General features: G+C 43.1%; 24 protein-coding genes. 9 read left to right on the top strand and 15 right to left on the bottom strand.

What is annotated here, in order from left to right:
- Positions 1-216: 216 nt before the first annotated feature.
- Positions 217-1671, top strand: coding sequence for an FAD-dependent oxidoreductase (locus DKT73_RS13255; protein ID WP_232827876.1), 1455 nt, complete (start codon positions 217-219; stop codon positions 1669-1671).
- Positions 1672-1760: 89 nt separating this feature from the next.
- Positions 1761-2711, top strand: a complete 951-nt coding sequence (gene rho / locus DKT73_RS13250; protein ID WP_111639037.1) for a transcription termination factor Rho — start codon at positions 1761-1763, stop codon at positions 2709-2711.
- 17 nt (positions 2712-2728) lie between these two features.
- Here rho and DKT73_RS13245 read toward each other — a convergent pair whose 3' ends face one another.
- From DKT73_RS13245 to DKT73_RS13235, 3 genes are all read right to left on the bottom strand, one after another.
- Positions 2729-3172, bottom strand: a complete 444-nt coding sequence (locus tag DKT73_RS13245) for a bactofilin family protein (protein ID WP_111639027.1) — start codon at positions 3170-3172, stop codon at positions 2729-2731.
- Positions 3076-4026 (bottom strand): M23 family metallopeptidase, encoded by a 951-nt coding sequence (locus tag DKT73_RS13240; protein ID WP_111639026.1) that lies wholly within the window; start codon positions 4024-4026, stop codon positions 3076-3078. Before DKT73_RS13240 ends, DKT73_RS13245 begins: the two co-directional genes overlap by 97 nt.
- Before the next feature lie 95 nt (positions 4027-4121).
- Complete coding sequence (locus tag DKT73_RS13235; RefSeq protein ID WP_111639025.1) at positions 4122-5336, bottom strand: DEAD/DEAH box helicase; 1215 nt, start codon at positions 5334-5336, stop codon at positions 4122-4124.
- Between the two features lie 209 nt (positions 5337-5545).
- On the opposite strand from DKT73_RS13235, the gene DKT73_RS13230 reads away from it, so the two are divergent.
- From DKT73_RS13230 to DKT73_RS13220, 3 genes are read left to right on the top strand one after another with little or no spacing between them, the layout of a single operon-like run.
- Positions 5546-6241, top strand: a complete 696-nt coding sequence (locus DKT73_RS13230; RefSeq protein WP_111639024.1) for a VC0807 family protein — start codon at positions 5546-5548, stop codon at positions 6239-6241.
- A 12-nt stretch (positions 6242-6253) separates the two neighbouring features.
- A complete protein-coding gene (locus DKT73_RS13225) occupies positions 6254-6964 on the top strand; it encodes a pseudouridine synthase (RefSeq protein ID WP_111639023.1) in 711 nt (236 codons plus the stop codon).
- A 13-nt stretch (positions 6965-6977) separates the two neighbouring features.
- Complete coding sequence (locus DKT73_RS13220; protein WP_111639022.1) at positions 6978-7886, top strand: NAD-dependent epimerase/dehydratase family protein; 909 nt, start codon at positions 6978-6980, stop codon at positions 7884-7886.
- Between the two features lie 120 nt (positions 7887-8006).
- Here DKT73_RS13220 and DKT73_RS13215 read toward each other — a convergent pair whose 3' ends face one another.
- Positions 8007-8768, bottom strand: coding sequence for an EAL domain-containing protein (locus DKT73_RS13215; protein WP_111639021.1), 762 nt, complete (start codon positions 8766-8768; stop codon positions 8007-8009).
- Between the two features lie 183 nt (positions 8769-8951).
- Here DKT73_RS13215 and DKT73_RS13210 point away from each other — a divergent pair, with 183 nt between their 5' ends.
- Entirely contained in the window at positions 8952-10541 is a 1590-nt protein-coding gene (locus tag DKT73_RS13210) for an L-lactate permease (RefSeq protein WP_111639020.1), read from the top strand.
- Positions 10542-10572: 31 nt separating this feature from the next.
- Entirely contained in the window at positions 10573-10920 is a 348-nt protein-coding gene (locus DKT73_RS13205; protein WP_111639019.1) for a DsrE family protein, read from the top strand.
- Positions 10921-11022: 102 nt separating this feature from the next.
- Here the strand turns inward: DKT73_RS13205 and DKT73_RS13200 are convergent, their stop codons facing one another.
- From DKT73_RS13200 to DKT73_RS13185, 4 genes are all read right to left on the bottom strand, one after another.
- The gene (locus tag DKT73_RS13200; protein WP_111639018.1) at positions 11023-12537 is read right to left on the bottom strand and encodes an alanine/glycine:cation symporter family protein; all 1515 of its coding nucleotides are present in this window, start codon (positions 12535-12537) and stop codon (positions 11023-11025) included.
- Between the two features lie 266 nt (positions 12538-12803).
- On the bottom strand, positions 12804-14768 hold the full coding sequence (locus tag DKT73_RS13195) for a tripartite tricarboxylate transporter permease (RefSeq protein ID WP_111639017.1): 1965 nt from the start codon (positions 14766-14768) through the stop codon (positions 12804-12806).
- 23 nt (positions 14769-14791) lie between these two features.
- Entirely contained in the window at positions 14792-15874 is a 1083-nt protein-coding gene (locus DKT73_RS13190) for a Bug family tripartite tricarboxylate transporter substrate binding protein (RefSeq protein WP_111639016.1), read from the bottom strand.
- A gap of 60 nt (positions 15875-15934) precedes the next feature.
- Complete coding sequence (locus DKT73_RS13185; RefSeq protein WP_111639015.1) at positions 15935-16996, bottom strand: 4-oxalomesaconate tautomerase; 1062 nt, start codon at positions 16994-16996, stop codon at positions 15935-15937.
- A 118-nt stretch (positions 16997-17114) separates the two neighbouring features.
- On the opposite strand from DKT73_RS13185, the gene DKT73_RS13180 reads away from it, so the two are divergent.
- Positions 17115-18017: a LysR family transcriptional regulator gene (locus DKT73_RS13180; RefSeq protein ID WP_111639014.1), complete on the top strand. Its 903-nt coding sequence runs from the start codon at positions 17115-17117 to the stop codon at positions 18015-18017.
- Between the two features lie 29 nt (positions 18018-18046).
- Here DKT73_RS13180 and DKT73_RS13175 read toward each other — a convergent pair whose 3' ends face one another.
- Positions 18047-20017: an LTA synthase family protein gene (locus tag DKT73_RS13175; RefSeq protein ID WP_111639013.1), complete on the bottom strand. Its 1971-nt coding sequence runs from the start codon at positions 20015-20017 to the stop codon at positions 18047-18049.
- Between the two features lie 211 nt (positions 20018-20228).
- Here DKT73_RS13175 and DKT73_RS13170 point away from each other — a divergent pair, with 211 nt between their 5' ends.
- Entirely contained in the window at positions 20229-21116 is an 888-nt protein-coding gene (locus DKT73_RS13170; protein ID WP_232827875.1) for a DMT family transporter, read from the top strand.
- 70 nt (positions 21117-21186) lie between these two features.
- Here DKT73_RS13170 and DKT73_RS20210 read toward each other — a convergent pair whose 3' ends face one another.
- The 6 genes from DKT73_RS20210 to DKT73_RS13145 all read right to left on the bottom strand — a co-directional run bounded on the left by DKT73_RS20210 (position 21187) and on the right by DKT73_RS13145 (position 26046).
- Positions 21187-21357: a hypothetical protein gene (locus DKT73_RS20210; protein WP_198666621.1), complete on the bottom strand. Its 171-nt coding sequence runs from the start codon at positions 21355-21357 to the stop codon at positions 21187-21189.
- Positions 21358-21371: 14 nt separating this feature from the next.
- Positions 21372-22328 (bottom strand): class I SAM-dependent methyltransferase, encoded by a 957-nt coding sequence (locus tag DKT73_RS13165; protein ID WP_111639012.1) that lies wholly within the window; start codon positions 22326-22328, stop codon positions 21372-21374.
- Positions 22329-22490: 162 nt separating this feature from the next.
- The gene (locus tag DKT73_RS13160; RefSeq protein WP_111639011.1) at positions 22491-23885 is read right to left on the bottom strand and encodes a PepSY-associated TM helix domain-containing protein; all 1395 of its coding nucleotides are present in this window, start codon (positions 23883-23885) and stop codon (positions 22491-22493) included.
- Between the two features lie 149 nt (positions 23886-24034).
- Positions 24035-24490, bottom strand: a complete 456-nt coding sequence (locus DKT73_RS13155) for a DUF2946 domain-containing protein (RefSeq protein WP_111639010.1) — start codon at positions 24488-24490, stop codon at positions 24035-24037.
- 78 nt (positions 24491-24568) lie between these two features.
- Positions 24569-24937, bottom strand: a complete 369-nt coding sequence (locus tag DKT73_RS13150; protein WP_111639009.1) for a DUF2750 domain-containing protein — start codon at positions 24935-24937, stop codon at positions 24569-24571.
- Between the two features lie 101 nt (positions 24938-25038).
- Entirely contained in the window at positions 25039-26046 is a 1008-nt protein-coding gene (locus tag DKT73_RS13145) for an adenosine deaminase (protein WP_111639008.1), read from the bottom strand.
- Positions 26047-26167: the final 121 nt, after the last annotated feature.

Genomic DNA, 26167 nt, shown 5'->3' with positions numbered 1-26167 from the left:
TGGATGAGTATTTTTTACAGTGCGTGTCTTGGTGTGAATGTTGGTGTGAATGTTTTTAGAGTGTGTGTCCTAGTATTTATTCTGTATTTTAGTTGAATATGAAAAAGGGGGTGGTGGCTTAGCGTGTATCGGCTATTATTCACGTCAGTTAATATTAATTTAAGGTTTTGGTCTGTCGATAGTGTGTTAGACGACTGTGGCTTTTGTAGAGAAGAAGTGAATAAATTGGACGTTAAAGAGGGTTGTTGGGTTGCGTGTTCTTATTGCCATGGTCGTGGGAAACGCAGTCGCAGGTTGCGTAAAAAAGTACGCTTGATGTATTTGAAGGAGTTGAATGACTTTGAACAAATGCAAGGCGAGGGGGTGGCTCCTGTTCGTCCAAAAGGGCATCTTGAGTTGTGTTTGAAGTGTGCTGGTTCTGGGTTGTTGCCTGCTGATCATTTTCCTGTTGCGGATGCTGAAAATTATCCGCATGTTGCTATTGTTGGTGGCGGCATAGGTGGGGTGGCGTTGGCGGTGGCTTGTTTGCATCGTGGCGTCCCTTTTACACTTTATGAGAGAGACAGTGGTTTCGATGTTCGGTCGCAGGGTTATGGGTTGACTTTGCAACAGGCGAGTAAAGCAATTGAAGGATTGGGGATTTTTTCTTTGCAAGAAGGTGTGGTCTCCACAAGGCATTTGGTTCATACACCGGAAGGTGAGGTGGTTGGTGAGTGGGGAATGAGGAAGTGGGTTCATTCTGGTACAAAAACAGCCCCCAAACGAACCAACATTCATATTGCTCGTCAGTCTCTGCGTTTGGCTTTGCTTGATCAGCTTGGTGGTAAAGCGGCTGTGCAATGGGGTCATCAGCTGGTTGATTTAAAAGAGTCAGAAGAGGGTGTTGAGTTACGCTTTCAAGTCAATGGTGAGGTAAGGCGTGCTAATGCTGATCTTGTTGTGGGAGCGGATGGTATTCGCAGTGCGGTGCGTCGCTTATTGATTCCGGAGGAGGCGTCCCCACTTCGTTATTTAGGTTGCATCGTGATTTTAGGGATTTGCTCATTGGCGGATCTTGGTGATGTTGAAAGCGATCTGTTGGATTCTGCGACGGTATTTCAAACCGCGAATGGCAATGAACGAATTTATGTTATGCCTTATGCGGCTGATTCGGTTATGTGGCAGCTGAGTTTTCCCATGAGTGAAAGCGATGCCAAAGCATTGAGTGAGCAGGGTGCGTCTGCATTGAAAGAAGAGGCTTGTCGTCGAACCCAGTGGCATTCGCCTATTCCTCAAATTTTAAACGCTACGCCATTTTCTTTGGTATCTGGATACCCAGTATACGACCGAGCGTTACTTGAACCTGAATGGCTGGAGCAGGGTAAGCGTATTACCTTGATTGGCGATGCCGCTCACCCAATGAGTCCATTTAAAGGGCAGGGTGCAAATCAAGCTTTGCTGGATGCGTTGGCATTGGCTCGAGGCATTGCGACAGGTTGTAGGCTTGGTTCTCAATGGCGAGAAGTGGGTGTAAGGCAAGCCGTATTGGCGGAGTTTGAATCTGAGATGCTTGAGCGCAGCTCTGTAAAGGTGAAGGATTCTGCGGCTGCGGCAGAGTTTTTGCATTCTGATGTTGTGCTTCATGTCGGAGATGAACCAAGAGGACGCCATCTAAACCGATTTGAAGATTAGTCTGGCGTATTTCCTGTACGTTGAGTTCTTAAGTGCGTCGCTCTATGACGTTAGCAAAAGTTATCATTACTAAGGCTGTAACCAATACCATGACGAGAAAAATATTGAGTTTAAAAGGGAAGCGGTCTTCTGATCTAAACCCTGTTGAGGAAGGGGTTCAGGATGTGACTGAAACCGATCCGCAGAAGCGTTTTTTGAATGGAGTTGTTATTCATCCTGCTCCTTGTATTCGTTTGGCGTCTGCTTCTCAGCATCTGTCTATGCGAGCGATGGATTTAATTACGCCTATTGGATTGGGGCAGCGCGGTTTGATTGTTGCGCCACCGGGCTCTGGCAAAACGACTCTGTTAAAGCACATTTGTGAAGCAGTGGGTGATGCCTATCCTGAGATCAAATTGTATGCTTTGTTGATTGATGAACGACCAGAAGAAGTGACCGATTTTAAACGCGGAGTCTGCGCAGAAGTACATGCCTCCTCTTCCGATGAAAGCTACGCTCAGCATGTTAGAGTAGCCGATGAGCTGCTTGATAAAGCGCGTGCTCAAGCGGGCGAAGGGCAGGATGTGATGATTGTGATTGATTCATTGACTCGGTTGTCACGGGTTCATAATGCAGACCGCAAGAGCAGTGGCCGTACTATGTCTGGTGGACTTGATACCAGAGCGTTGGAAATCCCACGTAAACTGTTTGGGGCGGCAAGAAACATTGAGAACGGCGGTTCATTAACGATTCTTGCTACGATTTTGGTGGACACCGGGAGTCGAATGGATCAGGTGATTTTTGAAGAATTCAAAGGGACAGGCAATATGGAAATTGTATTGTCACGGGAGGTGGCAAGCCATCGGATTTTCCCGGCAATAGACATAGCAAAAAGCAGCACGCGTCGTGAAGAGTTGCTAATTGATAGCAAAGATATCGAAAAGGTGCGATCTCTGCGCCGATCGCTTACTCAGCTTCAACCCGTAGATGGCGCCAGTAAACTGGTTGCTTTATTGCAAACGTATCCCACAAATGCCGAGCTGCTTGAGCATTTTGTTTAAGACTGCCCCCATTACATTTAACTAATGGGCGGATCATTGCTAATTAAAGCGAGCTTTTTGTCTGAGCGTTGCGGTCCCTGTGCCTTTTCTTCTTGTTTGGGTGTGGTGGTCTGCGCTGGATGAGTGATTCCAGTGAACTTTCCGCCTGGTTCAATACTGAGATTATCACTGTAAACCGTGCCACTAATGCGTCCGTTACTCAGAATGTCAACGTAATTAGCGCGGCAAGTGCCTTCGAAATGACCATTAATGATCAATCGCTCAGTGGTTATTTCACCGAGCACTTTGCCTGATTCACTGATTTTTAACTGTGTAATCGCATCGACTTGACCCTCTACGGTACCATCAATTTGTAGCTGGTTCGCTACTTTGAGGTGTCCTTTGAGGGTGCAACCTTCTGCGATGAGCGTTGTAGTTGATGACTGACTCTTGACTCTATTTTGCCCACCAAAGATTCCCATTGTATACCTCTTATGTTTTTGAAAATGGTATCAAAATTATCAACACTCCAATCCACGAAGGGTTTTGGATTTAATGGCCGTCCAATAAACCGAACTTCATAATGAAGGTGCGGTCCAGAGGACAATCCACTGTTTCCTGAATAGCCTATTAAGTCGCCCTTTTTTACAAAATCCCCTCGGTGGACGGCGAACTTACTTAAATGAGAATATGAGCTTGAAAAGCCATACGCATGAAGTATCCGAATATAATTGCCAGAACCTTTGTTGCCTGGACGGACGGATTCAATGGCGCCATCTGCTGGGGCATAAATAGCTGTACCGATATTGACAGCAAAATCTTGACCGCGGTGAAAGGTTGTCATGCCAGTGAGAGGGTGTTTGCGTTCGCCATAGCTAGATGAGATTCTGGCGTGTTTGACCGGTGGACCACTTGGGATTTGGGTTAACATGGCGACGCGTATTGACGAGTTGATGGTGGCAATGTTTAGGCGTGATTCAAATTTTGCATCCATTTGGCTGTCCATGCCAAGAAGTTTTTCTAGATCATCCAACCGATCAGATACTAATTGCATGCGTTCTTCACGTTCCGATAAATCTTGCTCTAAGTTTATCTTGAGTGCTGTTAGCGATGTGATCTCTTTGCTTAAAGACAATGATTTATTTTCTAATTCGCGGAGTTTTAATTTCGAAAACTCCGCATCATGAACGAGATAATAAATAATGCCTGCGGTTATGAGTACACAAAGAAAGATCACACAGCTGACAAATTTAACCGTATAGCGGGTTCTTTTTCCAAAACTAAAGTGCTTGCTTCCATGAATAGAAGAAATCGATATTGTTATATGATCTTTCATGCCTTAGTTTTTACCGCTGCCGTAAAGTATTTCTTAGATATACAGCATATTATCTACATTTGTAAACTTTTGTATCTAAAAAGAGAGCGATTTAGTTATCGGTTGCTTTTTCGCACATAATTTAATATTGAAATGGGGACGGTTTTTCTCACTGGGAAACCGGTGATTTCTTTGCGGTCAATGACGTGTTTGAGGCGACTTTCAATCGCGCAGAGGTTTTTAAAGTCGCCCATGGCCACAAAGGATATTGCTTCACCAGTGGCACCAGCGCGCCCAGTTCTGCCAATACGATGAATATATTCCTCTGGTTTAAAGGGTAAATCGTAATTCACTACGCGGCTTAGTTCGCCAATGTCGAGTCCTCGAGCGGCAATGCCTGTTGCGACTAGGTATTTTAATTCACCTGATTTGAACTGAGTTAAAATCTTTTCGCGCATGGCTTGGCTTCTGTCACCATGAATAGAGTCTGCCTGGATACCACGTTTTGCCAGTTGATCGACCAGTTTGGCAGCGCCGTGCTTTTTCTCAATGAAGATCAGTGCTTGATCCCAATTTTGTGTCTGTATCAAATGGCTGAGTAGGGCGGATTTTGTATCCTTATCTACTGTGATTAGCCATTGCTTGATGTTGGCTGCGGCTCGGATATTCGGAGAAATGGCGATTTCTGCAGCCAGATCGGTCATTTTACTATCAGAGAAATCGTATGCTAGAGCGCGAACATCGTCCGTCATGGTGGCTGAAAACAATAAGTTTTGACGATTTTCGGGGAGGCGTTCGATTATTTTGTTGATGTGACCAGCAAACCCCATATCGACCATTCTGTCTGCTTCATCTAGAACCAGTACTTTTAGTTCATCAAAATGCACTGCGCGTTGGTGGGCCAGATCCAGTAATCGTCCTGGTGTGGCCACTAAGATATCGATTCCTTCTATTAATCGTTGTTTTTGTGGTTCAGTATCGACGCCACCATAAACAGCCATGCTGCTTAATTCAAGGTGTTTGCTGTAGTCAGCAATGCTGGCGGTAACTTGAACGGCAAGCTCTCGTGTAGGAACTAAAATTAGCGCTCGAATGCGTTTGCCTCGTAGGGGAGCCTGTTCACGGTGTCTTTGAGTGCGGTTGAAACCCTCAAGTATGGGTAAAACAAAAGCCGCGGTTTTTCCGGTGCCAGTTTGCGCTGTGGCAATGAGGTCCTTTCCTGAGAGAATGAGAGGAATGGCTTGTTTCTGTATGGGGGTTGGCGTGGTGTACCCCAGTTCTGTAACAGCTTGTATTAGTTGGGGGGATAATCCCAGTTTTGCAAATGGCATAGGCGCTCGGACAGGTTGTCATAAGAGGGTTAGGAGTTGTCAAAAGACAAATGTGCTGCAGTATAGCGCAAAAACGTCGCAACGTTATTTGATTAGGCTAATAATCATTGAACAAAACGTTTATCTTTGAGGTCTGAGCATTGATTGGGCTTTTTTCTGTATAATGGCTTGATCAGTCGTTTTTGTATTTAACTTGGAATCGTAAACCTATGAACAGTTCTCCTGCACATAAACCACGTCCTATGGTGGACCTTATTGTTAGTGTTATTTTGCCGTCTGTTATTTTAATGAAGCTAAGCGGTGAAGATAAGTTAGGCGTCAGTGGCGGTCTTATGCTTGCGCTTGCTTTTCCGCTTGGTTGGGGACTATTTGAGCTGGTTAAATACAGAAAATTTAATTTTATTGCCTTGTTAGGGCTAGTAAGTGTGCTGTTGACTGGCAGCATCGGCTTATTTGAGTTGGACAATAAGTGGTTGGCGATCAAAGAAGCGTCAATTCCTGCGATTATAGGAATTGCGGTATTGGTGTCTACTTTTACACCGTATCCTCTGGTGCGAGCCTTGTTGTTTAACGCTGCCATTATGGATGTAGAAACTATCCAAAAGAAGTTAGAAGAAAATAACAGTGTTAAGATTTTTGAGCGTAAGCTGATGAAGGCGACCTATTTTGTTGCTGGTTCTTTTGCTTTTTCAGCCACGATGAATTACATACTTGCTAAATGGATTGTGACAAGCCCTGCGGGTACGGAAGCGTTCAATGAAGAGTTGGGACAGATGACTCTGTATAGTTATCCAATGATTGCCATTCCATCTATGGTAATGATGATGGCCATATTTTATTACTTGTGGCGTAGCATTCACAAAGCCACAGGGTTGAAACTTGAAGATTTAATGGTTAAGAAATAAAGTCTTTTAACCATGCGTCTTGATAAGTTTCTTTGTAAAAGTACGGCGCTTTGCAAACAAGAAGCAATCCAATCCATTCATGCTAAAGACGTGACAGTCAATGGTGTGGTGGTGACGGATGCATCCACTCAGGTACATGAAAACAACACGGTGTTGTTAAATGGAGAGAGACTGAAGGCTCGTGATTTTCGCTATATCCTCATGCATAAGCCTGCTGGAACAGTGTGTTCTAATGTCGATGAAGTGTATCCCTCATTGTTTCGATACCTGAATGTGGACAAGGTTTCTGAATTGCACATTGTGGGGCGTCTTGATGTTGATACAACGGGGTTGGTTTTGGTGACAGATGATGGTCGCTGGTCATTTGATATTACGCGACCCAGTAATGGGTGCCAAAAAGTATACCGAGTACAATTGTCTAGGCCCATGAGTTCTGAGTCCGCACAAGTCGTAGCGGACACTTTTTTGAAAGGTGTACTGCTGCAAGGGGAAGCTAAATTGACCTTGCCTGCCACAATGGAACAGATCGCGCCACATGAGGTACGATTAACCATCACAGAAGGTCGATTTCATCAGGTAAAGCGTATGTTCGCAGCGGTAGGCAATCGTGTAGTGTCTCTGCATCGAGAGCAAATTGGCAATCTTCGTCTTGATGTTGTTACAGAGCAGTGGCGTTATTTAACACTAAAGGAAGTTGAGTCTTTTCGTAACCATTCCAATTGATAGAGGTAAGTATATGACACCAAAGCGCATATTGTTTACAGGCGGTTCGGGCAAAGCGGGTAGGCATGTGGTTGCTTATTTGCTTGAGCAGGGACATCGAGTATTGAATGTTGATTTGGTGCCATTAGACTCTCCTGGAGTGGACAATCTTATTGCTGATATCACCGATTCTGGACAGATGTTTAATGCGATGACATCGTATGCAGGGTTTGATGAGCTAGAGCCTGGCAAAGGTGTGCCAGCATTTGATGCGGTTGTACATTTTGCGGCTGTGCCAAGAATCTTGATCAATCCTGATAATGAAACTTTCCGAGTGAATACCATCGGAACCTATAACGTGATCGAAGCAGCTGTGAAGCTTGGCATTAAGAAGGTCGTCATTGCTTCTTCAGAGACAACCTATGGTATTTGTTTTTCCGATGGTGAAACCAATCCACATTCGCTGCCATTAGAAGAGGACTACGATGTCGATCCTATGGACAGTTATGGACTGTCTAAAGTCGTAAACGAGAAAACCGCACGTAGTTTTCAGCGTCGGTCTGGTATTGACATGTATGCGCTGCGTATTGGCAATGTCGTCGAACCTCATGAATATGTTGAGTTATTTTCGAATTACTTCGAGCGTCCACAAGTGCGCCGACGAAATGCATTTTGTTATATTGATGCCAGAGACCTTGGTCAAATTGTCGATTTATGTTTGCAAAAAGACGGTTTGGGCTTCCAAATTTTTAATGCTGGAAACGATCACAATGGCGCGATTATTCCCACTCAAGAATTAGTGGCGCGTTTTTTTCCTGGTGTGCCTATCACCCGGGAAATGGGGGAGCATGAGGCGTTGTTTTCAAACCGTAAAATTCGTGAAGTATTGGGCTTTAAAGAACAACATAATTGGCGAAAGTATGTAAAAGTATCCTCCACATAAGGATACTTTCTATTACTATGCTGATAAAGGTTTGTGTGTCAAAGAGATCACGTTGGTGATCGTGAGTCGACTTTGTGATGAAGTGTGTGCCATGAAGGCAATTTTTCAATGGGCGTTTGGTTAGTCCCAGTTGATTTCCGCGAGAGATTCGAAACTAGGTCGAGCGAAATAGTAGCCTTGGAAAAGGTGGACTCCCATGTCTTGTAGCGTGTGATATTCTGCTTTTGTTTCGACCCCTTCCACAACAACCATCATGTCGAGCTCATGAAATAAATTCACTAAATTACGCACAATGATCTGGCGTTTTTTGTCTTGGTCTATATTTTTAATCAGAGCCATGTCGATTTTTGTGATGTCGGTTTTAAGATCAGCAAGCTGGTTTAGGCCGTTAAAACCTGAGCCAAAGTCATCCGTAGCGGTCAGAAAACCCTGTTGTTGGTAGTGTTGAATAATAGATTCAAGATGCGTGCTATCGGTTATTTGCTCATTTTCGGTAAATTCAAAAATGATTTTTTCTTTGGGGAATTTGTACTCTTCCGCCGCATTTAGTGTCGTTCTGATACAAAGCTCTGGTTTATAAACCGCGTTTGGTAAAAAATTAATGCTTAAAAAACTATTGTCATGGACACCGAGTTCTGCCGCTAGCTTAATGGCTTTGACACGGCAGCTTTGGTCAAATCGATAGCGATTGGTATCGTTGATGTTTTTGAAAACGTGAAAAGCGCCTTCTTGATTTAAGCCTCGAACAAGTGCTTCTTGTGCAAAAACTGTTTTGGTTTGGCTGTTAATAATCGGTTGAAATGCCATGGTGAAGTCGAAACCCAAGTCGCAGCCAGTTGAGCATTCAGCGCAGCCCAGTTTTCGAAAGTCTTTTTGCTTCATGTCACCTGTTCTCTTTTCTTTATGCGGTAGTATAAAAGAAAATAAGACACTGTTTTTAAGTGACTGATTTTCTGTGGTAATGGTGTTGTGCAGCTTTAAACAATAGGGCTTTTTGAGATATTTTTCCAGTCTTGTACGACGTCTTTATTAATATTGTGCATTTTTAAAAAAGGTAGCATGACGATGAGTACAGTCATAGCAGGCTTACCAATTGTGTTATTGATTTGGGCAATGACAAGGCGTAATGCGCTGCCTTCTCACATTGCTTTACCAATGACGGCTTTATTGGTTGCATTGATTCAGTTATTTTTGTTCCAAGCTGATCGGGCTTTGGTATTGGCGAATGTTTTGTCAGGTTTTTTGTCTGTATTGACCCCGATTTCTATTGTAGCGGGTGCTATTTTGTTAAATCGGGTATTGCATTTTTCTGGCGCTGAAGCAGTGTTGAGTCAATGGTTGAAAAGTATCAGCACCAATAAAGTCGCTCAGTTGATGATTATCGGTTGGGCGTTTGCTTTTATGCTGGAAGGAGCATCAGGTTTTGGCACGCCAGCAGCGATTGCGGCGCCTATTTTAGTCGGTTTAGGCTTTCCTGCCATTCCGGTGGCGATGTTTGCGCTAGTGATGAATTCTGTGCCGGTGTCTTTTGGTGCGGTTGGGACACCCATTTGGTTTGGCTTGTCGGGCTTATCCTTGTCTGACTCGCAGCTGATGGACATCGCTAAGCAAACAGCTTTGCTGAACAGTTTGGCGGCTTTGGTTATTCCTTTTATTGCCTTGCGTTTTCTACTTCCATGGCAGGAAATTCGTCAAAATACGGGGTTTATTTTACTGAGTGTGCTGTCTTGTACATTGCCCTATGTCTTTTTTGCTCAATGGAGTTATGAGTTTCCGGCTCTTATTGGTGGTGCGGTTGGACTGGCGTTGAATGTATGGTTGGCGAAAAAGCGTATCGGCTTGTCTGTGCCTGCTGAGGCTGAATTGCTTGAAAAAGCGATGAAAACCAGCAGTGTGGTGAAGGTTTTTGTGCCGTTTGCTTTATTGATTGTTATCTTGATCGTGACGCGTGTACCACAGTGGGGGATAAAGGATGTGCTCAATACCATGTTGCCTTTGTGGCGCTGGCAGTTGGGTGCGGCAGAGTTTGAAATAAGTCAAGCCTTGGTGCTTAGCCTTAATAATATTCTGGGGACTGGTGTGAGTTGGCAATATAAAAGTCTGTATGTTCCCGCCTTGATTCCATTTTTGCTTGTGGTGTTGGTGTGTATTCCCTTATTTGACATGTCACGGGCATTGGTTTTGACTGCATTGCGAGACACGGGGCAGCGTTTACTCTTGCCTATGGTATCTTTGATGGGGGCCTTAGCCATGGTGAACTTAATGATGCTGGGTGGGAGTCAAGCGCCAATGTTATTGTTGGCTCAAGCGTTTGCTGGGTTGTTAGGTGATAGCTGGGGATACGCGGCGGCAATACTGGGGGCGCTTGGATCTTTCTTTTCTGGCTCGGCAACCGTGTCTAATTTAACCTTTGGTGGGATTCAGTTAGGGATTGCAGAGAAAGTAGGTTTGCCCATTACATTGGTGCTCGCTTTACAGTCGGCCGGTGCTGCTATGGGTAACATGGTGTGCATTAATAATATTATTGCGGTGTCGACCATTTTGGGTGTGAAGAATAAGGAGGGCTTTATTATCAAGAGAACCATTATCCCTATGTTGGCTTATGCGCTCGTGGCGGCGTTGTTTTCTATAGTGAGTCTTTTATCTCTAAATTAGTGTGTTTTTTTGAGCATGAGTGGATGGTCTAATGCAATCAGTAAATGTGGTGTTTCATATCGATGAGATGGACAAGTGGTCATTGCTTCTTGCTAATGTACGCAATCTTGTGAAGGTGGTAGACAATGCTTCATCAAATATTGTGGTACTGTCAAACGCCAAAGCGGTGTTGGTTTTTGATGATAGTGCGTCATTAACTCATGTCCATTTGATGCAAGAATTATCCCGTCAAGGAGTTGAGTTTTCCGTGTGTCAGAATTCCCTTAATGGGGTAGGCATCGCTATCGATTTGCTGCCTGAGTATGTGAAAGTAGTGCCTGTTGGGGTTCTGTCGTTGATCGAAAAGCAGGCGGACGGTTTTGCTTATATTAAGCCTTAGGTACTTTTAAAGATAAAGCTTGAAGTGTAAATAACAAAAAGGGCCAGCTTGTAAACAGCTGACCCTTTTTTATATCAAAGTGTGTATTTTAAAGCGAAATAACTATTTGTCAGCCGCGTTTTTAGCCTGCTGCTCATCGTAACGTTTTTCCCAGAATTCAGCGCCTTTGATGCCAAGGGCTTTGGGGTTAAACGTGTACTCAGTAACGCCAGAGGCTTTTTGATCTTCATAATCACGCAATGCTTTCATAGTAGGTTTGGCCATAAAGAAAATGGTCAGAATACCAATGATGTTTAGCCACGCCATTAGACCGACACCAACGTCACCTAGGTTCCAGATGTAACCTGCAGTATTGACGGTGCCGTATGCCACCATGAACATGATAAGCAATTTTACGAATGTCAATGATACGTTGATGTTCAACGCACGACGTAGGTATGCAACGTTAGTTTCAGCAATATAGTAATACGCTAAAATGGTCGTGAACGCGAAGAAGAACAATGCGATACCGACAAACACAGGGCCTGAACTACCAAATACGCTTGCTAATGCCATCTGAGTAAAAGCAGGAGACGCTATGATGGTTGAAGGATCCACGTTTTGTACGATGAATTGGCCATCAGGTAGTGAACCTTGCACGTTGTATTGTTGAGTGATCAAGATCATCAGAGCGGTAGCAGTACAGATGAAAAGCGTATCAACATAAACAGAGAATGCTTGAACCAGACCCTGTTGTGCAGGATGTTGAACTTCTGCAGCGGCAGCAGCATGAGGGCCTGTACCTTGACCGGCTTCGTTAGAGTAAACGCCACGTTTTACACCCCAACCGATTGCCGCACCAAAACCTGCTTGCGCTGTAAAGGCATCAGAAAAGATCAAACCGAAGATACCTGGCACCTTGTCTAGATTCAGAAAAACCACGATCAAGGCCATTACAATGTAGCCAATTGCCATGAATGGCACAATGATTTGAGTGAAGTTTGCAATGCGCTTGATGCCGCCAAAAATAATAAAGGCGAGTACAATCAGGATCACCGCTAGTGCAACCAATTTAGTGGAGCCTACTTCACCAAATGAGCTGGAAACAATCACGCCTTCACCAAATATCTGTGTGACCGCATTGCCTACTGAGTTAGCTTGAATACCAGGTAAGAAGACACCACAAGCAATAATGGAAGACAAGGCAAACAAAACACCTAACCAGCGCCAGCCAAGGCAACGTTCGAAATAATACGCTGGACCACCACGGTATTGGCCGTTTTCACTGACCTTATAAAGTTGACCTAATGTCGATTCCGCATAAGCCGTGCTTGCGCCTAAGAAAGCAACGACCCACATCCAGAAAACAGCACCTGGACCACCAAAACCAATTGCAGCAGCAACGCCTGCAATGTTACCTGTACCAACACGACCAGACAAAGAAACTGCAAGAGCTTGAAAGGAAGAAATGCCCTTGTCTGAATCGTTGGAATTGAATAAAAGTGAACACATTTCTTTAAAGTGACGAACTTGAGCAAAACGCGTCAGTATTGAATAAAATAAGCCAGCGCCTAGGCATAGATAAATTAGGGCAGGGCTCCAAATGACTCCGTTTAAGAAATCAATGAATGCTTGCATAGATAGTCCTCGATAAGATTAGCTCTGAGAGCTTTTTTTAGTTGTTGTATTGATCACTAAGGTGCTGCTGTTGTGGGGATAGTCGCGGTTATTATGCGTAATCTTACACTTACTATTTGTAACATTACGCACAAAAAGTGCACCTAAGTGGGGCAAATCTACCATGAAAAAGAAATGAGATCTATTTGTAAAAGATTAGGATGTGATAATTTTATAAAAAAATCCCGATGCAAAGAACACTGCATCGGGACTCAAGGCGGGAGTGCCTAGATAAAGCTTTTAATCGTGCTTAATAGATACGGATCAAACAGGCCTTCAGGAAAGTCTACGTTCATTACTCTTCCCATTGTCACTAAGAAGACGACCAGACCAATTGCAATTGCGGTTGATTGAACATAGGACGCTTTTGCTAGGTACTTCAAAAACAAGAATGAAAACACAAAGGTTGTTGAGATAAAGCCAAACAGATAATAACCGTAGGCAATGGCAAAAAAGCCGACAATATACACCATATTCATGGCGAGATCTGATGACACCTTAGTGTGTTTCTCTCTAATGTATTTGCTGACAATCATGACAATAGAAAACAAGACAATTGTAATGGCTATGATGGGGAAGGCCTTTGTTAACGTCGAGGCATCCCAGATATTAATAAGAGCATAGGTAGCAGAGCCTCCCATAACAGCGATGATCCCCCAATCTGTCCAAGAGACAGTATTGGCCATGCTGTTTTGCTCTTTGTCTTGTGCGAGTGGCTCTGGCTTCATTTTCTGTTTTCTTCTCTTCAGAATGGGAGGCAGCACAAAACCGACAATGATGAGTGCGGCAATGGCAATAACACCTGGGCGCAAGAACCACTCATAGCCATAGAACTGTATGCTTTGGAAGAAGTAATTTTCAGCTCCAGAAGACAAGACAAAGCCTATTAAGAAGGCTGGTCTGGGCCAATTAGCCCCTTTCATCATGACGCCAAGAGCGGCGACAACACCCAAGAAAATAAAGTCGCCCAGACTGCGTGTGGCCTGATAAGCGGCAAAGAGTATCAAGGTTAAAATAATCGGTGTTAGTACTGAAAATTTGATGTATGTGAGTAATGATATGGGGCGTGTGAAGCAAATGCAGAATAGCGCACCAAGAATGTTAGCTAGAGCAAGTGACCAAATAATAGTGTATGTCAGGTCGAGGTGTGTCGAGATCATTGATACACCGGGTTGAATGCCCAGCAATAACATGCCACCAAGAAATACCGCCGCGGCACCAGAGCCTGGTACACCGAATAAAATAGTAGGAATCATGCTGCCAGAGGCACAGGCATTATTTGCAGATTCTGGCGCAATGACTCCTCGGATATCGCCTTTTCCGAATTGAGACGAGTCTTTGCTAGAGTTTATAGCAAAGCTATAGGTCATCCAATCAACTACAGAACCGCCTAGCCCAGGAATTGCCCCAATTAAGCTACCAAAAATGGAAGATTTACCAACGAGGGGAAGATTCGCAAACACGTCTTTAAAGCCTTGTCTTAAGCCGTGTCCCAGTTTATTTGGCGAAGAGGCGATAGCACTATTTTTTACGAGTAAACTGATTATCTCGGGTAAAGCAAAAATACCTAAGCCTACGACAACCAAGGGAATACCATCGTAAAGATAGTCAATATCCATTGTAAAACGGAATTCTCCAGTAGCAGGCGCCCCACCAATGGCACCGATTAGCAGACCAAAACCACAAGCAGCCAAGCCTTTGTAAACATTGCCGCCAGAAAGGGCTGCCACAACACTCAACCCTAAAAGAGTAAGCATAAATAGTTCGGCGGAGGAAAAAGCCAATACAACAGGACGGGCGACGAGTATAAAAACACTTAATACAATGGCACCCACCACACCTCCTATCATTGAAGATAGGAAGGCGGCAGAGAGCGCACGCGCTGCTTGTCCTTTTTTCGCTAGAGGAAAGCCATCCATAACAGTGGCTTGCGACGAGCTTGACCCTGGAATCCCCATTAACACGGAGGTAAATGTATCCCCCGTGGGAATGACAGCAACCAGTCCCATCAGCATCCCAAGACCAACGGAAGGTTCCATCCCATACAAAAAAGGTAAGAGTAAAGACATGCCGGCGATACCGCCCAGTCCGGGAATGATACCGACGACTAGCCCAACCAGCACACCTGCTATTAGATATGTGAGGTGGGTTATCGACAGTATTTGATCTAGGGCGCTGAGGAACTCAATCATTAACAATAACTCCTGCTACAAAATTACAGCGTATAATCAAATTTTGATTTTAACCAAGAAGAAATCCAAGTGTATAACTCGGGAGAAACAGTGATGGCCTCGCTTAGGTATTGCGCTGCATCAATGCCGACAATGTTCTCATAGGGACCAACTTGTACTTCAGAGTCTTGGATAAACGCAGGATCTTTTAACATCTTTCTGATAGACATTTGGTAAGCGTTGATAATATCGCTAGGCGTATCTGCTGGGATAAAAATTACTTTTTGGAAAGCAAAGCCTGCCGCCAAGAATTTTTTGTACGCTGTGTATTCTAGTCCTTCAGGTTGTTTGCCAAATTTTTTAAAATAAACCTCTTCAAAGGTCGGAAGATCAGCAAAGGCAGGATCTCGAACAATTTTACCCTGATTATTCAGAATGCCTAATGAAAACAAAGGTACGGCTTTTTGATTGTTCACTAGATCAAGGGCAGAACTTAAGTACGCAGAGGATGTTTGGAAGTCAATTTTGGCTTCACCGCGCTCGAAAGCAAGACGGCCTTCCCCACGACTTTTCATACCAAAAACAGGTTTAATATCAAGCCCTAGCATTTCGAAAGCCAGAAAAACAGGGAGTTCTAGGCCCGTTGGGCTTTGAGAGCCAAATGGCAACGTTACGCCATCTAATTTCTTAATATCGTCAGCCGAAGACACGCCAAGATCTGGTTGGACATAAACAACGCCACCTGTAGGGCTAGCCAATAGAGGAATCCATTTATCAAAGTTATAGCGTACACGCTTATCGCCTAGCATAAATGGGTACAATGTTGATGCTGACGTTCCTAAAATATCTTCACCATTGCTTTTTGCACGTTGGAAGAATAAGTTTGTTCCTGTAATAGAGCCGCCGCCAGGTTGGTTTTTAATCACCACTGTTGGATTGCCAGGTAAATTTTTTGTTAGATGCGGTGCCACAAAGCGAGCCCATACATCCGTACCGCCACCCACACCAAATGGTATTGTCCAGTTAATCGTAGAAGGCAGTTCTACTTCCTGCGCTTTTGCTGGTAAAGACAGTAAACAGCCAACAGATAGGATGGAAACGCCTAAGAGCTTGGAAAGTTTTTTCATGATTTTTTCCTTTCTTGTTTTTATGAATATTCAATACGTTTGTTATTGTTGTATTGATAGTTAATTTAGGTAAACCGTACCTGACAGTATTTTTCGGGCAGTTCGAATTACCGATACGCTATTCAATGCGGATAAATTGTCTTCCTTGCGTTGAGCATTGAGCTCAATTTTTCCTGAAGGGTGTTCAAGGGTAAAATAAGATTCGGAATCTTTATTACCGATGAGTTTTGCAGCGACAGTGCCAGGAAGGCAGCAGGCTGTGACTATGGCAATACTTCCAGTTACTGCTAATGATTTGTGGCATTTGTGAGGAACAAAATAACGGGCATTAACGGTGCCTCCATAGTTCGCAGGAGACAGTAAAATAGGCTTAGGAATAACCGAGTTTGAAACATCGCCAAGGCCCATGAGTTCGCCTGCTTTTAAACGGATGGATTCTAGGCGGCTCATAAATTCAGTATCGTTATCTAATTCGCTTGGTGTTTCATTTCCTGTTTTTCCAAGGTCGCTCGCTTTAATTAAAACCACCGGTGTGGCAGCATCAATGCAAGTAACTTCCGTTGAATAAATACTATCTACGGCATTACCAGTCGGTAGTAATTTACCGGTTTTAGCGCCTTCAACATTGAGAAAAGTCAATTCAATCGGCGCACCAGGTGAATTGGTGCCGCTGATTACGGTGTCTCCCGTATATTCTACTTTGCCTTCTGGTGTTTGTACCGTCGAATGAATAATTTTGCCTGTGTTAAGGTTGTGAATGCGAACGGTTGTTGTGCCTTTATTTGCTGGAAACAATCCTGTTTCAATGGCGTAGGGAGCAACACCAGCAAGCATGTTTCCGCAATTTGGTGAAAAATCGACGATTTTATCTAACACACCAACCTGTGCGAATAAATAGTCCACATCAGCATCTGGGTGGGTAGAAGTGCCAACCATAGCGACTTTGCTGGTGAGGCTATTTCCACCACCAATGCCATCCAGTTGAAGTTCATGGCCTGATCCCATGATTTTTAGCAAAACGTCTGCGCAGGCACTACGATCCTGAGGAAGATCAGAAATTTGCAAGTATGGACCTCTAGAAGTGCCGCCACGCATTATGATGCAAGATATGGTTTGTGACATTCTTATTAAACCTTTGTTGTTGTAAGAGCATGCGGCTAAAGTCTCATAACCTATATTCGTGCATCAAATGCAAAGATAGTCCATAATTGATGTGTAAAACGAATCAGTGGGGTGAGCTGTGCATCAAATAGAATTCAAAGATTTGGTTATTTTTATACGCATTGCAGAAACGGGAAATTTTCATGATGCGGCAGAATTAACCTTTTTATCGCAGCCTGCTTTGAGCAGACGCATGCAAAAGTTAGAGACGATTTTGGGCGCTCAATTATTTGAAAGAACCACTCGGAAGACTTGGTTAACCTCCGTAGGACGTGAGTTTTTGCCAAAAGCTCGACGTATGGTGGAAGATTTTGAGTTATCTGTTTTGGGGATAAAAGACATGGCTTCTCAGCAAAAAGGGAAGGTGACTATTGCCTGTATTCCAACCGCCGCCTTTTACTTTTTGCCGAGCGTTATCAATGTTTTTAATGAGCGTTATCCTGGTATTCGGATTCAAATTTTAGATGAGAGTGCGAACCATGGTTTGGAATCTGTTATTCGTGGAGACGCAGATTTTGGGATCAATATGGCCATTGCTCAACATCCAGAAGTGTCATTTACACCGCTTTTGGACGATCCATTTGTGGTGTGTTTGCGCAAAGATCATCCGTTATGCGAGTTGGAAGAAGTGTCTTGGACAGACATGGAGCCATACAAATTAATCAGTGTTGGGCGTGCTAGTGGTAACCGAATTTTGTTAGATAAATCTTTAGCAAGGGACCAAGTACAGCTAAACAGTTTTTATGAAGTTCAGCACCTTTCCACTTCTCTAGGATTAGTGGAAATGGGGCTAGGTATATCGATTGTACCCAAACTTGCCATGCCTTTAAGCAGTGCTTCTGTACTGACTTCAAGGCCGCTAAAAGGACAAAAAATTGACCGCTCGATTGGTCTTGTCAAACGCAGTTCAACCTCAGTGTCGCCTGCGGCTGATTTGTTTATTAACATTCTGTTGGAGCATTGGTCTGTACCTCCTTTGTGATGAATATGCCTGTTTATTTAACCGGTTTGTTAATGCTCTTTTGTTCTCATCATGTCGTATCTTTTTTCATTGTATAGCCAAGTCCCCAGCAATGGATGCGCGATGGCTTGGTTGATTAAATCCTCACTGAGGTCATTAGTTGGTACAAGGGTTGAGTTTAAGTAAGTAAAGGCAGTAGGTGGTTTTTTAGGCTGTAAAATGACCACTTTTCCATCTTTTAAAAACGCTTGGTTTTCATTGAATTGCATGATTGCCCTTCCTGAATAATCATCACCGACTTTTGTAAAGTCTTGGCCAATAATTGGGTGTTCGGAATCCACACCAATTAATGACAAAAGCGTTGGTGCTAAGTCTATTTGGCTGGCCAATCGACTGTCATTTTTAGGTTTTATCCCATCGCCTATGATTAAAGCGGGTATGTGAAAGCTTGGGATTGGCACTAATTCAGACCGAGTGGTGCGGGCATCATGGTCGGCAACGACTAAGAAAACGGTATCTTTCCAGTAGTCTTCTTGCTTTGCCAGTCTAAAGAAGTGCCCGATAGCATGATCCGCGTATTTTACAGCGTTTTCACGTGTCGCTTTTGGCGTGTTGTATAGCTCAATTTTATTGTCAGGAAATTCGAAAGGGTCATGATTGGATGAGCTAAAGACTAAACTAAAAAAAGGCTTCCCTGTTTTTGATTTCTGAATAAAGTCTTCATTGGCTTTTGTGAAAAGATCTTCATCGCTTACGCCCCAAGAGCCAATAAATTCTGGGTTGATGAAGTCTTTTTCTTCGATGATAGAGTTAAAACCATTGCCTAAGAAAAACGTTTTCATATTATCAAAATGGGCACCACCACCATAGATAAAATTGGTGTCGTAGCCTTGTTTGGCAAGCAGTTTGGCAATGGTAAAAAAATTGGTTTGTGAGTTAGGCAGCTTTACTGTGCTTCTTGCAGGCGTGGGAACAAAGCCAGTGATCACCGCTTCTATACCACGAACGGAGCGTGTTCCGGTGGCGTACAAATTATTGAATGACCAAGCTTCAGGCACCAATTTATCATATTCTGGTGTTAAAGGAAGTCCACCTAAGCTACCAACGAATTGTGCTCCTAAGCTTTCTTCAAGAATGATAACGAGATTCTTTGGGCGATCAAAATGCAGAGTTGCTTGTTGTTTGTGTAAAGTTGGTAATTCTGCTGAGGTAAACTGGCTTTTCTCAATCCCCATTGCTTTGTGTATTTCGCCGGTCACTCTGTCTTGATCCATCTTCGGATAGAGCTCAAATGAACTTACTTCGCCAGCCATTTGGCTGATAGCGTAAAGCAGGGAATAGGTCGAGTTCAATGTTAGGCTATTGACTAAAGGGTCATTCGTAAATGCCGTATAGCTTGGGTTGATTGGTCTGTGCTGTAAGCTTGAACGAGCGCCAAGAAAGGCAAGACAGAAAATGATAACGACTAATACTGGACGTTCGAACCACTTAGGCTGTGGTTGGTTAGCTATGCTTTTCTTGCGAAAAAACTGATATGCCAAAATCACAATCAGAGTGGTGAGTAGAGTGGTTGTAAGCAGGGTAATCTTATGACCTTCAATCAGCATAGAGAACACTTCTTTAGGATAGAGCAAATACTCTACAAAAAGACGGTTAGGTCTTAGGCTGTACTCTTCAATAAAAGCTGGCGTTGATAGCTCCATAAATATTAATAAAACAAAGGTACAGGTTAACCAGATTCGAGTAAAAAAATCCCAAATGCGGTTGATATAAGGTATGCCTGAAATCAATAAACTGATGACAGCTGGGATGCCTGTAACGTATGAAATGGATGCAATATCAATACGTAAGCCGAAGCCCAGTATTGTGAACCAATCACTAACACTGTCAATTCGTTCGTATTTCCAGACCATTAACAGCAAACGGCTCAGTGACAAGCAGAATAAAGTAATAACTAAAAACAATAGATACGGCTTGAGAGGTGATAGCAGGCGTATTAATGGTGATTTTGTTTGTGTCATGGTGTGCGACTCAAAAATAGACAGAGTCTGCAATATAGGAGGTATTGGGTATAAAAAAGGTCAATGACATTTTTTTCACATTTTATAAGTGTATTTAAAAATGAAAAGCATTTAGAGTCGAAGGATTAACAGGAAAAACCTGTTTTTACCGTTGTTTTTGAAAGGATGTCATAGATATACTGTCCTTTTTTTCATCATAAGGCTCATTAATATGAAATTTCGTTCACTGTTAGGCCATGAAAATATGATGAAAGGTTATTTTTTTGCCGTTATTTCGATTTTAATATGGACCGGTTTTATATTGATTTCTCGAGCGGGTGCTTTGGCTTCATTATCTTTGCCTGATATGATGATGGTTCGCTTTGGTACTGCATTTTTTGTCTTTTTTCCTTTCATTTGGGTTCAGCGTAAAGTTATCTTTCAGCGAAAAATGCTGTTGCTAGGTTCGATGGGAGGGTTAGCTTATTCACTTTCTGTTTTTAATGGTTTTCAATCCGCTCCAGCGACGCACGCTGCTTTACTGCTGCCAGGATTAATGCCTATTGTGATTGCTGTGCTTGCTTATTTTGTTGCGGGTGAAAGGCACTCTCGTTTTTCTTGGATGGGCATCGGGATTAGCAGCTTAGGTATTTTGATATTATTATTTGAAACCTTGTTATCAAGTGCATCTTATTGGGTAGGTGACATTAGTTTTGTAGTGGCATGTCTTTTCTGGGGTGTTTTTACTGTGTTGTTACGGCGCTGGAAGTTTCCTCCATGGCATGCAACGTTGGGCGTTATTACTACCACTACGTTGGTCTTTACTCCTTATTATTTCACTCAGTTACCACAGGCATTTCAAGGTGTGCCATACGAAATGATAGCATTGCAAGCGTTCTATCAGGCTATTATGGCGATTGCAGTGCAGTTTGTCTGTTACGGGAAAGCGGTGCATATCTTAGGGGCTACCAAGATGGGAGCACTCATGGCGATTGTGCCCTTGTTGGCCAGTATGTTTGCCATACCTTTATTTGATGAGAAGATAACCGCAGGGCTTGTTATTGCGTTGGCTTGTATTTGCGTTGGAACGATAATAGGGAATGTATTGCCGATTAGATGACCATTTTGGCAAGTAAAATAAAGCACTTAGATAGTAATAAGGTCTTATTACTATCTAGTAACATGATGAATTAATCTTTTTTCTCTATGGTGATTTCTAGCGTCTTGCAGTTGCCAGCAAACCATTTTTGTACATACAGCGTTCCCATGATGGGGGCTTTTCCTTCTTCTGGTACTTCTTGATAGCGTACGCTGTTTTTAGTTTCTTTCTCATATTCGAATGTGACAGTTGTTTTAGCCATTGTTATTTCCTTAATTAGTTAACTTCTTTATCAGGTGTTTTCTGAAATATAAGTGCTTTTAGTCCGCTTTCGATATCGATATCCAAAAATTCTGGAGGATTAGCGAGTCGATATTGATATTCTAAGTGTGGTGCTTCATCACCCATGCCATCAATTAAAAATTGCGCAGGAATGTTTGGGTCGTTGACACAGGCAAGTACTTGACCATTTTCAGTTAATAACTCAGGTAAGCGGCGCAATATTTTTTGATAATCTTTCGTTAGCGCAAAGCTGCCGAGTTGAAATGTAGGAGGATCAACGATGATAAGGTCATATTTACCGTATTTTTTGATTTTCCCCCAAGACTTAAAAATATCATGATCGAAGAACTTTACTTTATTTAGATCATGTTGGTTTAGTCGGTGATTTTCTCGGCCTCTGTTTAAAACGGCTTTTGCCATATCCAAATTGACAACAAAATCGGCTCCGCCGTCTATGGCGGCTATCGAGAAACCACAGGTATAGGCAAATAGATTCAATACACGTTTATTTTGACTGTTTTCCCTGACCCAGCGTCGTCCGTATCGCATGTCTAGGAACAGTCCTGAATTTTGGTTTTTACCAAGATCTAGCTGGAAAATAAGCCCTTCTTCATTTACAACCTGACGTTTTTGATAATCACCCCAAAGACATTCGGTTGGCGATTTATCTCGGCTTCTGTGTTGGAGTAATAGCGATTGTGCTTTGCTGTCGCGCCATTCTGCTTTTCTTGTCCAACTGATGATTTCTTCATTGAATGTGTCTAGTTCATCAGGCGTTGGTTCTTTGAAAAGAGCGATCAATACTTGTCCTTCAAGCCAGTCGACAGTGATTTGCTCCAACCCCGTAAAGCAGCGTCCTCGGCCATGAAATAGGCGCAGCGCGCCCTTTGGCTGCTGAGCTAATTTGGATAAAACCTGTTCTGTGAGTGTTTCAAGAGACTGCGTGTCCATAAAATACATGTTCTGATGTTGATGAATTAAGAGCGTGTATTTTACTGATAACCCATAGAGAGACCAGAAAAAGCCAGAACTAAATGAACATTAGAGTATCGGCAGAGTGAATAAACAGTGATCGAGCCAAGAAGGCTCAATCACTGTTGAGTTTGTGCGAGTTTATTGGCGCTTCCAACGGTAAGCGTCAATGAGTAGAAAGGCGATTAAGCTAACCCCCATAACAGGCATGCTTAAACCCAGTGCTATGGCGATTAATACCGTAATGACTTTTTGAGTGGATGACAGTTTCCCCCAAGCCTGCAGTAAAGGCTTGGATGTGGATCCGGCCTGTGGACGTCGTATCCACCACATTTTATAGCCCCAAATAATCATAAGGCACAAAGAAAGCCCAAAAAATGTCAGAATGATTTGGTTAATAACACCGAATAGGACGCCCATGTGCGCATCTATGCCCCAGCGAATCAGCTTGGCAACAATCGGGAAGGTGGCAAAATCCGCGCGGCTAGTCACTGTCATAGTACTCGCATCAACGGCGACGCTGTCGACTTGCGTTGGCCAAGAGCGATCTATTTCACTGACCCTCCATGCTTTGTCTTTTGTTGATGATGGTCTGATTTCCAATTTATTGGCATCGATTCCAGCGTCTCTTGCTGCTTTCAAAACCCCATCAAATAGAGCATCAACATCTTCAAATTTTTCTGCTGCTGGTTTCTTTGGCGGCATATTATGGTGACTTGAATGATTTAGATGATCGGCATGTTCGTCAGACATCATCATATTGTGATCTATGGTTGTGAGGTCTTGTGAGACTGACGGTGTGACCCAGCCAATGCTATTGCGCAATGTGCTGATATTGTCTCCAGCCCATTTTGACCAAGTTAGCCCTGTAATAGAAACAAAGACTAAACCGACAAACAGGAACAATCCTAATTGATAGTGACGTCTACGTTTACGAAGATGCTCTGTTCTAATGGCAAACGCAGCGCTGTTTTTTTTCCCTCCTTTGTACCACAAAAATACTCCGCCAAGTGCTGCAATCCACAACCAAGAAGCAGCCAGTTCACTGTAATAGCGTCCAACTTCTCCTAAAAGAAGTTGCCGATGCATAAAATCTATAGTGGTTCTAAGTGGTAAAACGCCGCTTGTTCCATAAACCGGTAAATTACCTTTCACTTCAAGAGTGGCGGGGTCAATGAACACGGCTCTAGCACCGGAATGTTGTGCTGTTTCATCTAAAAACATGATACGCGTCGTATCGCCAAGCTCTGGTGCTGGGCGAACAGCAAACAATGTCAAATCACTTTGCAGAGACGATTTTGCGGCCGCGATTTGTAAGGAAAGCGGTTGGCTTTCTCCTATATTTTGTGTGGTCAATACATCTTTATAGAGGGCGTTTTCTATTTGCGGTGTAATCACATAAATCGTCCCTGTAAGGGCGGCCACAAAAATAAAAGGCCCGATGAAAAGACCAATGTAGAAGTGTAGTCGTGTAATTAATAGCAACATAGCATTTGAAGAAGACTCGGACGTCTTGCTATTGGTTTTTATTGACATTATTTATTTCTCGTTTGGTGGAAAAGGGCAAAACAACGCCTCTGAGCGAAACGCTCACTTTTCCATTATTATTAAAGACATGCACAACTTTTCTGGTTCTATGGCGAACCTGAATTGGCAGTGTCATTTTTTCGATATTGTGTTGAGAATTAGACCGAAATGGTTGGTGGTGCTCTGGGGAGAATGGAAGTGAAGGGCACATTATATTTGTGCGAAATAGGCGTCGTTACCCTGTTTAGGTAACGTTCTTGTGTTAGCGGGATGAGCTCAAAGGTTTTGGCATCTATCCAGTTTAAATGGAACAGTAGGGAACAGTAACCACAAGCCTCTAGAAGGTTTGCGCTTTCACCATGATTGTGATGTCCATGATGACTGATGTGGGCAGAGACAATTGCTACTTGCTTGTCTTTGCTTTGCTCTAAAAGCATTTGGGCATGGTCGTGCCCTGAGGCGTGCATGTTCATTGACACGCTCCCCATCTGCATCATGCTTGATTGGGGTGCAAGAGCATTGCTTATTTGAGAGAAAAGCGGACCAAAATAAATAAGAAAAACAGCAAACAAGCTAACACACACAGCAAAGTGTGTTAGCTTGTTTCGACGCATTTTTAATTTTCTATCTTCGCATGGAAGACTTTTTAATTGAAAATTCACGGCGTGTTTATCTTAGGTTAAAGCGTAAAGTTAACGGTTTAAATCGGCTGCATGTTCTTCAGCGGAAGCAACAATGCATTCACCTGCAAGGTTTGGGGCAATGCCAACAAAAAAATGATCGCCTTGCATGCCAGGAAGCCATTTAGCAGCCCAATCCTCAGCGTTGATCTCCAGGGTGGCGAAGCCTTGATACTCTTTTTCTCCCCAAGCTAACGCTAATGTTTCATTAGGCCAAATAGGCAATACTTTGTCACTGCCAAGGTCAATAATCAAACAGCCTTCGGAATCCGCTAGCGTCCAAACAGAGGAGCCTTTTTTGATAAGACTAATGACATGATCATAGCGTTGGCTGCTTGTTAGGCGGTAGAAAGTGTTATCAAGAAGGATGGCATTTGACATAGCAGGGACTCGAGCTTATAAAAACGCAATGTTAACACATTGACTAAAAAGTGTGATTATTTCGAATACGCTTTTTAGTCGATGTGTTGGAAAAATGCGACTTAAGCGAACAGAGAGGTTAGCTCTTGCAAGTATCGTTCTTTTTGCTTGTCTTCCATCCAGCTGCCAGTAATACCATTTTTTGCTAATTGCAATAATTCCTCTTTGCTGATGCCTGTCTGGCGAATTAATGCTGCATAGTTGTCGTTCATATAACCGCCAAAATACGCTGGGTCGTCTGAATTGACCGTGGCGTTCAGGCCAAGTTTTAACATGGTTTTAATCGGGTGGTCTTTCATGTCATTAACGACACAAAGTTTCAAATTGGATAAAGGGCATACTGTTAACGTTAGGCTGCGCTTTTTGATTTCTTCAATGAGTTTGTCGTCTTCCAGCGCTCGATTGCCATGATCTATTCTGTCGACACCGATTTGATCAATGGCTTGCCAAATGTACTCTGGTGGTCCTTCCTCTCCCGCATGGGCGGTAATTTTTAGGCCAAGGTCTTTGCAGGCTTCAAAAACACGCAAGAACTTTTCGGGTGGATGGCCTACTTCAGAACTGTCTAAACCAACGCCATCTATCAAATGTAAAAAAGGTTTGGACAACTCTAGTGTGTCGAAGGCACTTTCTTCGCTTAGGTGTCGTAAAAAGGACATGATAAGTTTGAACGTCATACCCCATTTTTTTTCTGCGTCTTTGAGAGCGTTATAAATGCCGTTGATTTGTCTATCAAAAGGGACGTCACGAGAAAGGTGGCCTTGAGGATCAAAAAAGATCTCCACGTGCACAACGTTTTCGCTATGGACTTTTTCTAAATACGCCATGGTGAGGTCATAAAAATCGACCTCATGAAGCAGCACCGACATGCCTTGGTAATACAAGTCTAAGAAATCTTGTAGATTAGTAAATTGATAAGCGGCTTTTAATTCTTCTACGGTATGGTATTTCAATACAACTTGATTACGTTGAGCGATGGCAAACATCTGTTCTGGTTCAAAGGTGCCTTCAATGTGTAAATGAAGTTCGGTTTTGGGCATTTTCTTTGAGAGTTCGATCAGTGTTTCCATAGAGTTACCTTTTGTTGCTGTGCCTTTAATTCTTAAATAAAGCGATAAAGCAGAAGATGAAAAAGAATGGCTGGCAGTGTTTTGTGAGTGTTGCTTAAAAAAAGGGAAATATACAGCCAGC

It is taken from the genome of Marinomonas shanghaiensis (assembly GCF_003259175.1).
In the GTDB taxonomy this organism is placed as follows: Bacteria; Pseudomonadota; Gammaproteobacteria; order Pseudomonadales; family Marinomonadaceae; genus Marinomonas; species Marinomonas shanghaiensis.
The sequence above is the reverse complement of the archived record's forward strand: the minus strand, read 5'-3'. Positions and strand labels throughout refer to the sequence as shown.

Excerpts from the sequence above, each read along its gene's own strand:
- DKT73_RS13230 (WP_111639024.1), top strand. The coding sequence starts at position 5,546 with ATGAACAGTTCTCCTGCACATAAACCACGTCCTATGGTGGACCTTATT.
- DKT73_RS13245 (WP_111639027.1), bottom strand. The coding sequence starts at position 3,172 with ATGGGAATCTTTGGTGGGCAAAATAGAGTCAAGAGTCAGTCATCAACT.
- DKT73_RS13190 (WP_111639016.1), bottom strand. The coding sequence starts at position 15,874 with ATGAAAAAACTTTCCAAGCTCTTAGGCGTTTCCATCCTATCTGTTGGC.
- DKT73_RS13150 (WP_111639009.1), bottom strand. The coding sequence starts at position 24,937 with ATGTCAAATGCCATCCTTCTTGATAACACTTTCTACCGCCTAACAAGC.
- DKT73_RS13145 (WP_111639008.1), bottom strand. The coding sequence starts at position 26,046 with ATGGAAACACTGATCGAACTCTCAAAGAAAATGCCCAAAACCGAACTT.
- DKT73_RS13200 (WP_111639018.1), bottom strand. The coding sequence starts at position 12,537 with ATGCAAGCATTCATTGATTTCTTAAACGGAGTCATTTGGAGCCCTGCC.
- DKT73_RS13235 (WP_111639025.1), bottom strand. The coding sequence starts at position 5,336 with ATGCCATTTGCAAAACTGGGATTATCCCCCCAACTAATACAAGCTGTT.
- DKT73_RS13170 (WP_232827875.1), top strand. The coding sequence starts at position 20,229 with ATGAAATTTCGTTCACTGTTAGGCCATGAAAATATGATGAAAGGTTAT.
- DKT73_RS13195 (WP_111639017.1), bottom strand. The coding sequence starts at position 14,768 with ATGATTGAGTTCCTCAGCGCCCTAGATCAAATACTGTCGATAACCCAC.
- DKT73_RS13175 (WP_111639013.1), bottom strand. The coding sequence starts at position 20,017 with ATGACACAAACAAAATCACCATTAATACGCCTGCTATCACCTCTCAAG.
- DKT73_RS13155 (WP_111639010.1), bottom strand. The coding sequence starts at position 24,490 with ATGCGTCGAAACAAGCTAACACACTTTGCTGTGTGTGTTAGCTTGTTT.
- DKT73_RS13225 (WP_111639023.1), top strand. The coding sequence starts at position 6,254 with ATGCGTCTTGATAAGTTTCTTTGTAAAAGTACGGCGCTTTGCAAACAA.
- DKT73_RS13205 (WP_111639019.1), top strand. The coding sequence starts at position 10,573 with ATGCAATCAGTAAATGTGGTGTTTCATATCGATGAGATGGACAAGTGG.
- DKT73_RS13165 (WP_111639012.1), bottom strand. The coding sequence starts at position 22,328 with ATGGACACGCAGTCTCTTGAAACACTCACAGAACAGGTTTTATCCAAA.
- DKT73_RS13185 (WP_111639015.1), bottom strand. The coding sequence starts at position 16,996 with ATGTCACAAACCATATCTTGCATCATAATGCGTGGCGGCACTTCTAGA.
- DKT73_RS13215 (WP_111639021.1), bottom strand. The coding sequence starts at position 8,768 with ATGAAGCAAAAAGACTTTCGAAAACTGGGCTGCGCTGAATGCTCAACT.
- DKT73_RS13160 (WP_111639011.1), bottom strand. The coding sequence starts at position 23,885 with ATGTCAATAAAAACCAATAGCAAGACGTCCGAGTCTTCTTCAAATGCT.
- rho (WP_111639037.1), top strand. The coding sequence starts at position 1,761 with ATGACGAGAAAAATATTGAGTTTAAAAGGGAAGCGGTCTTCTGATCTA.
- DKT73_RS13220 (WP_111639022.1), top strand. The coding sequence starts at position 6,978 with ATGACACCAAAGCGCATATTGTTTACAGGCGGTTCGGGCAAAGCGGGT.
- DKT73_RS13240 (WP_111639026.1), bottom strand. The coding sequence starts at position 4,026 with ATGAAAGATCATATAACAATATCGATTTCTTCTATTCATGGAAGCAAG.
- DKT73_RS13210 (WP_111639020.1), top strand. The coding sequence starts at position 8,952 with ATGAGTACAGTCATAGCAGGCTTACCAATTGTGTTATTGATTTGGGCA.
- DKT73_RS20210 (WP_198666621.1), bottom strand. The coding sequence starts at position 21,357 with ATGGCTAAAACAACTGTCACATTCGAATATGAGAAAGAAACTAAAAAC.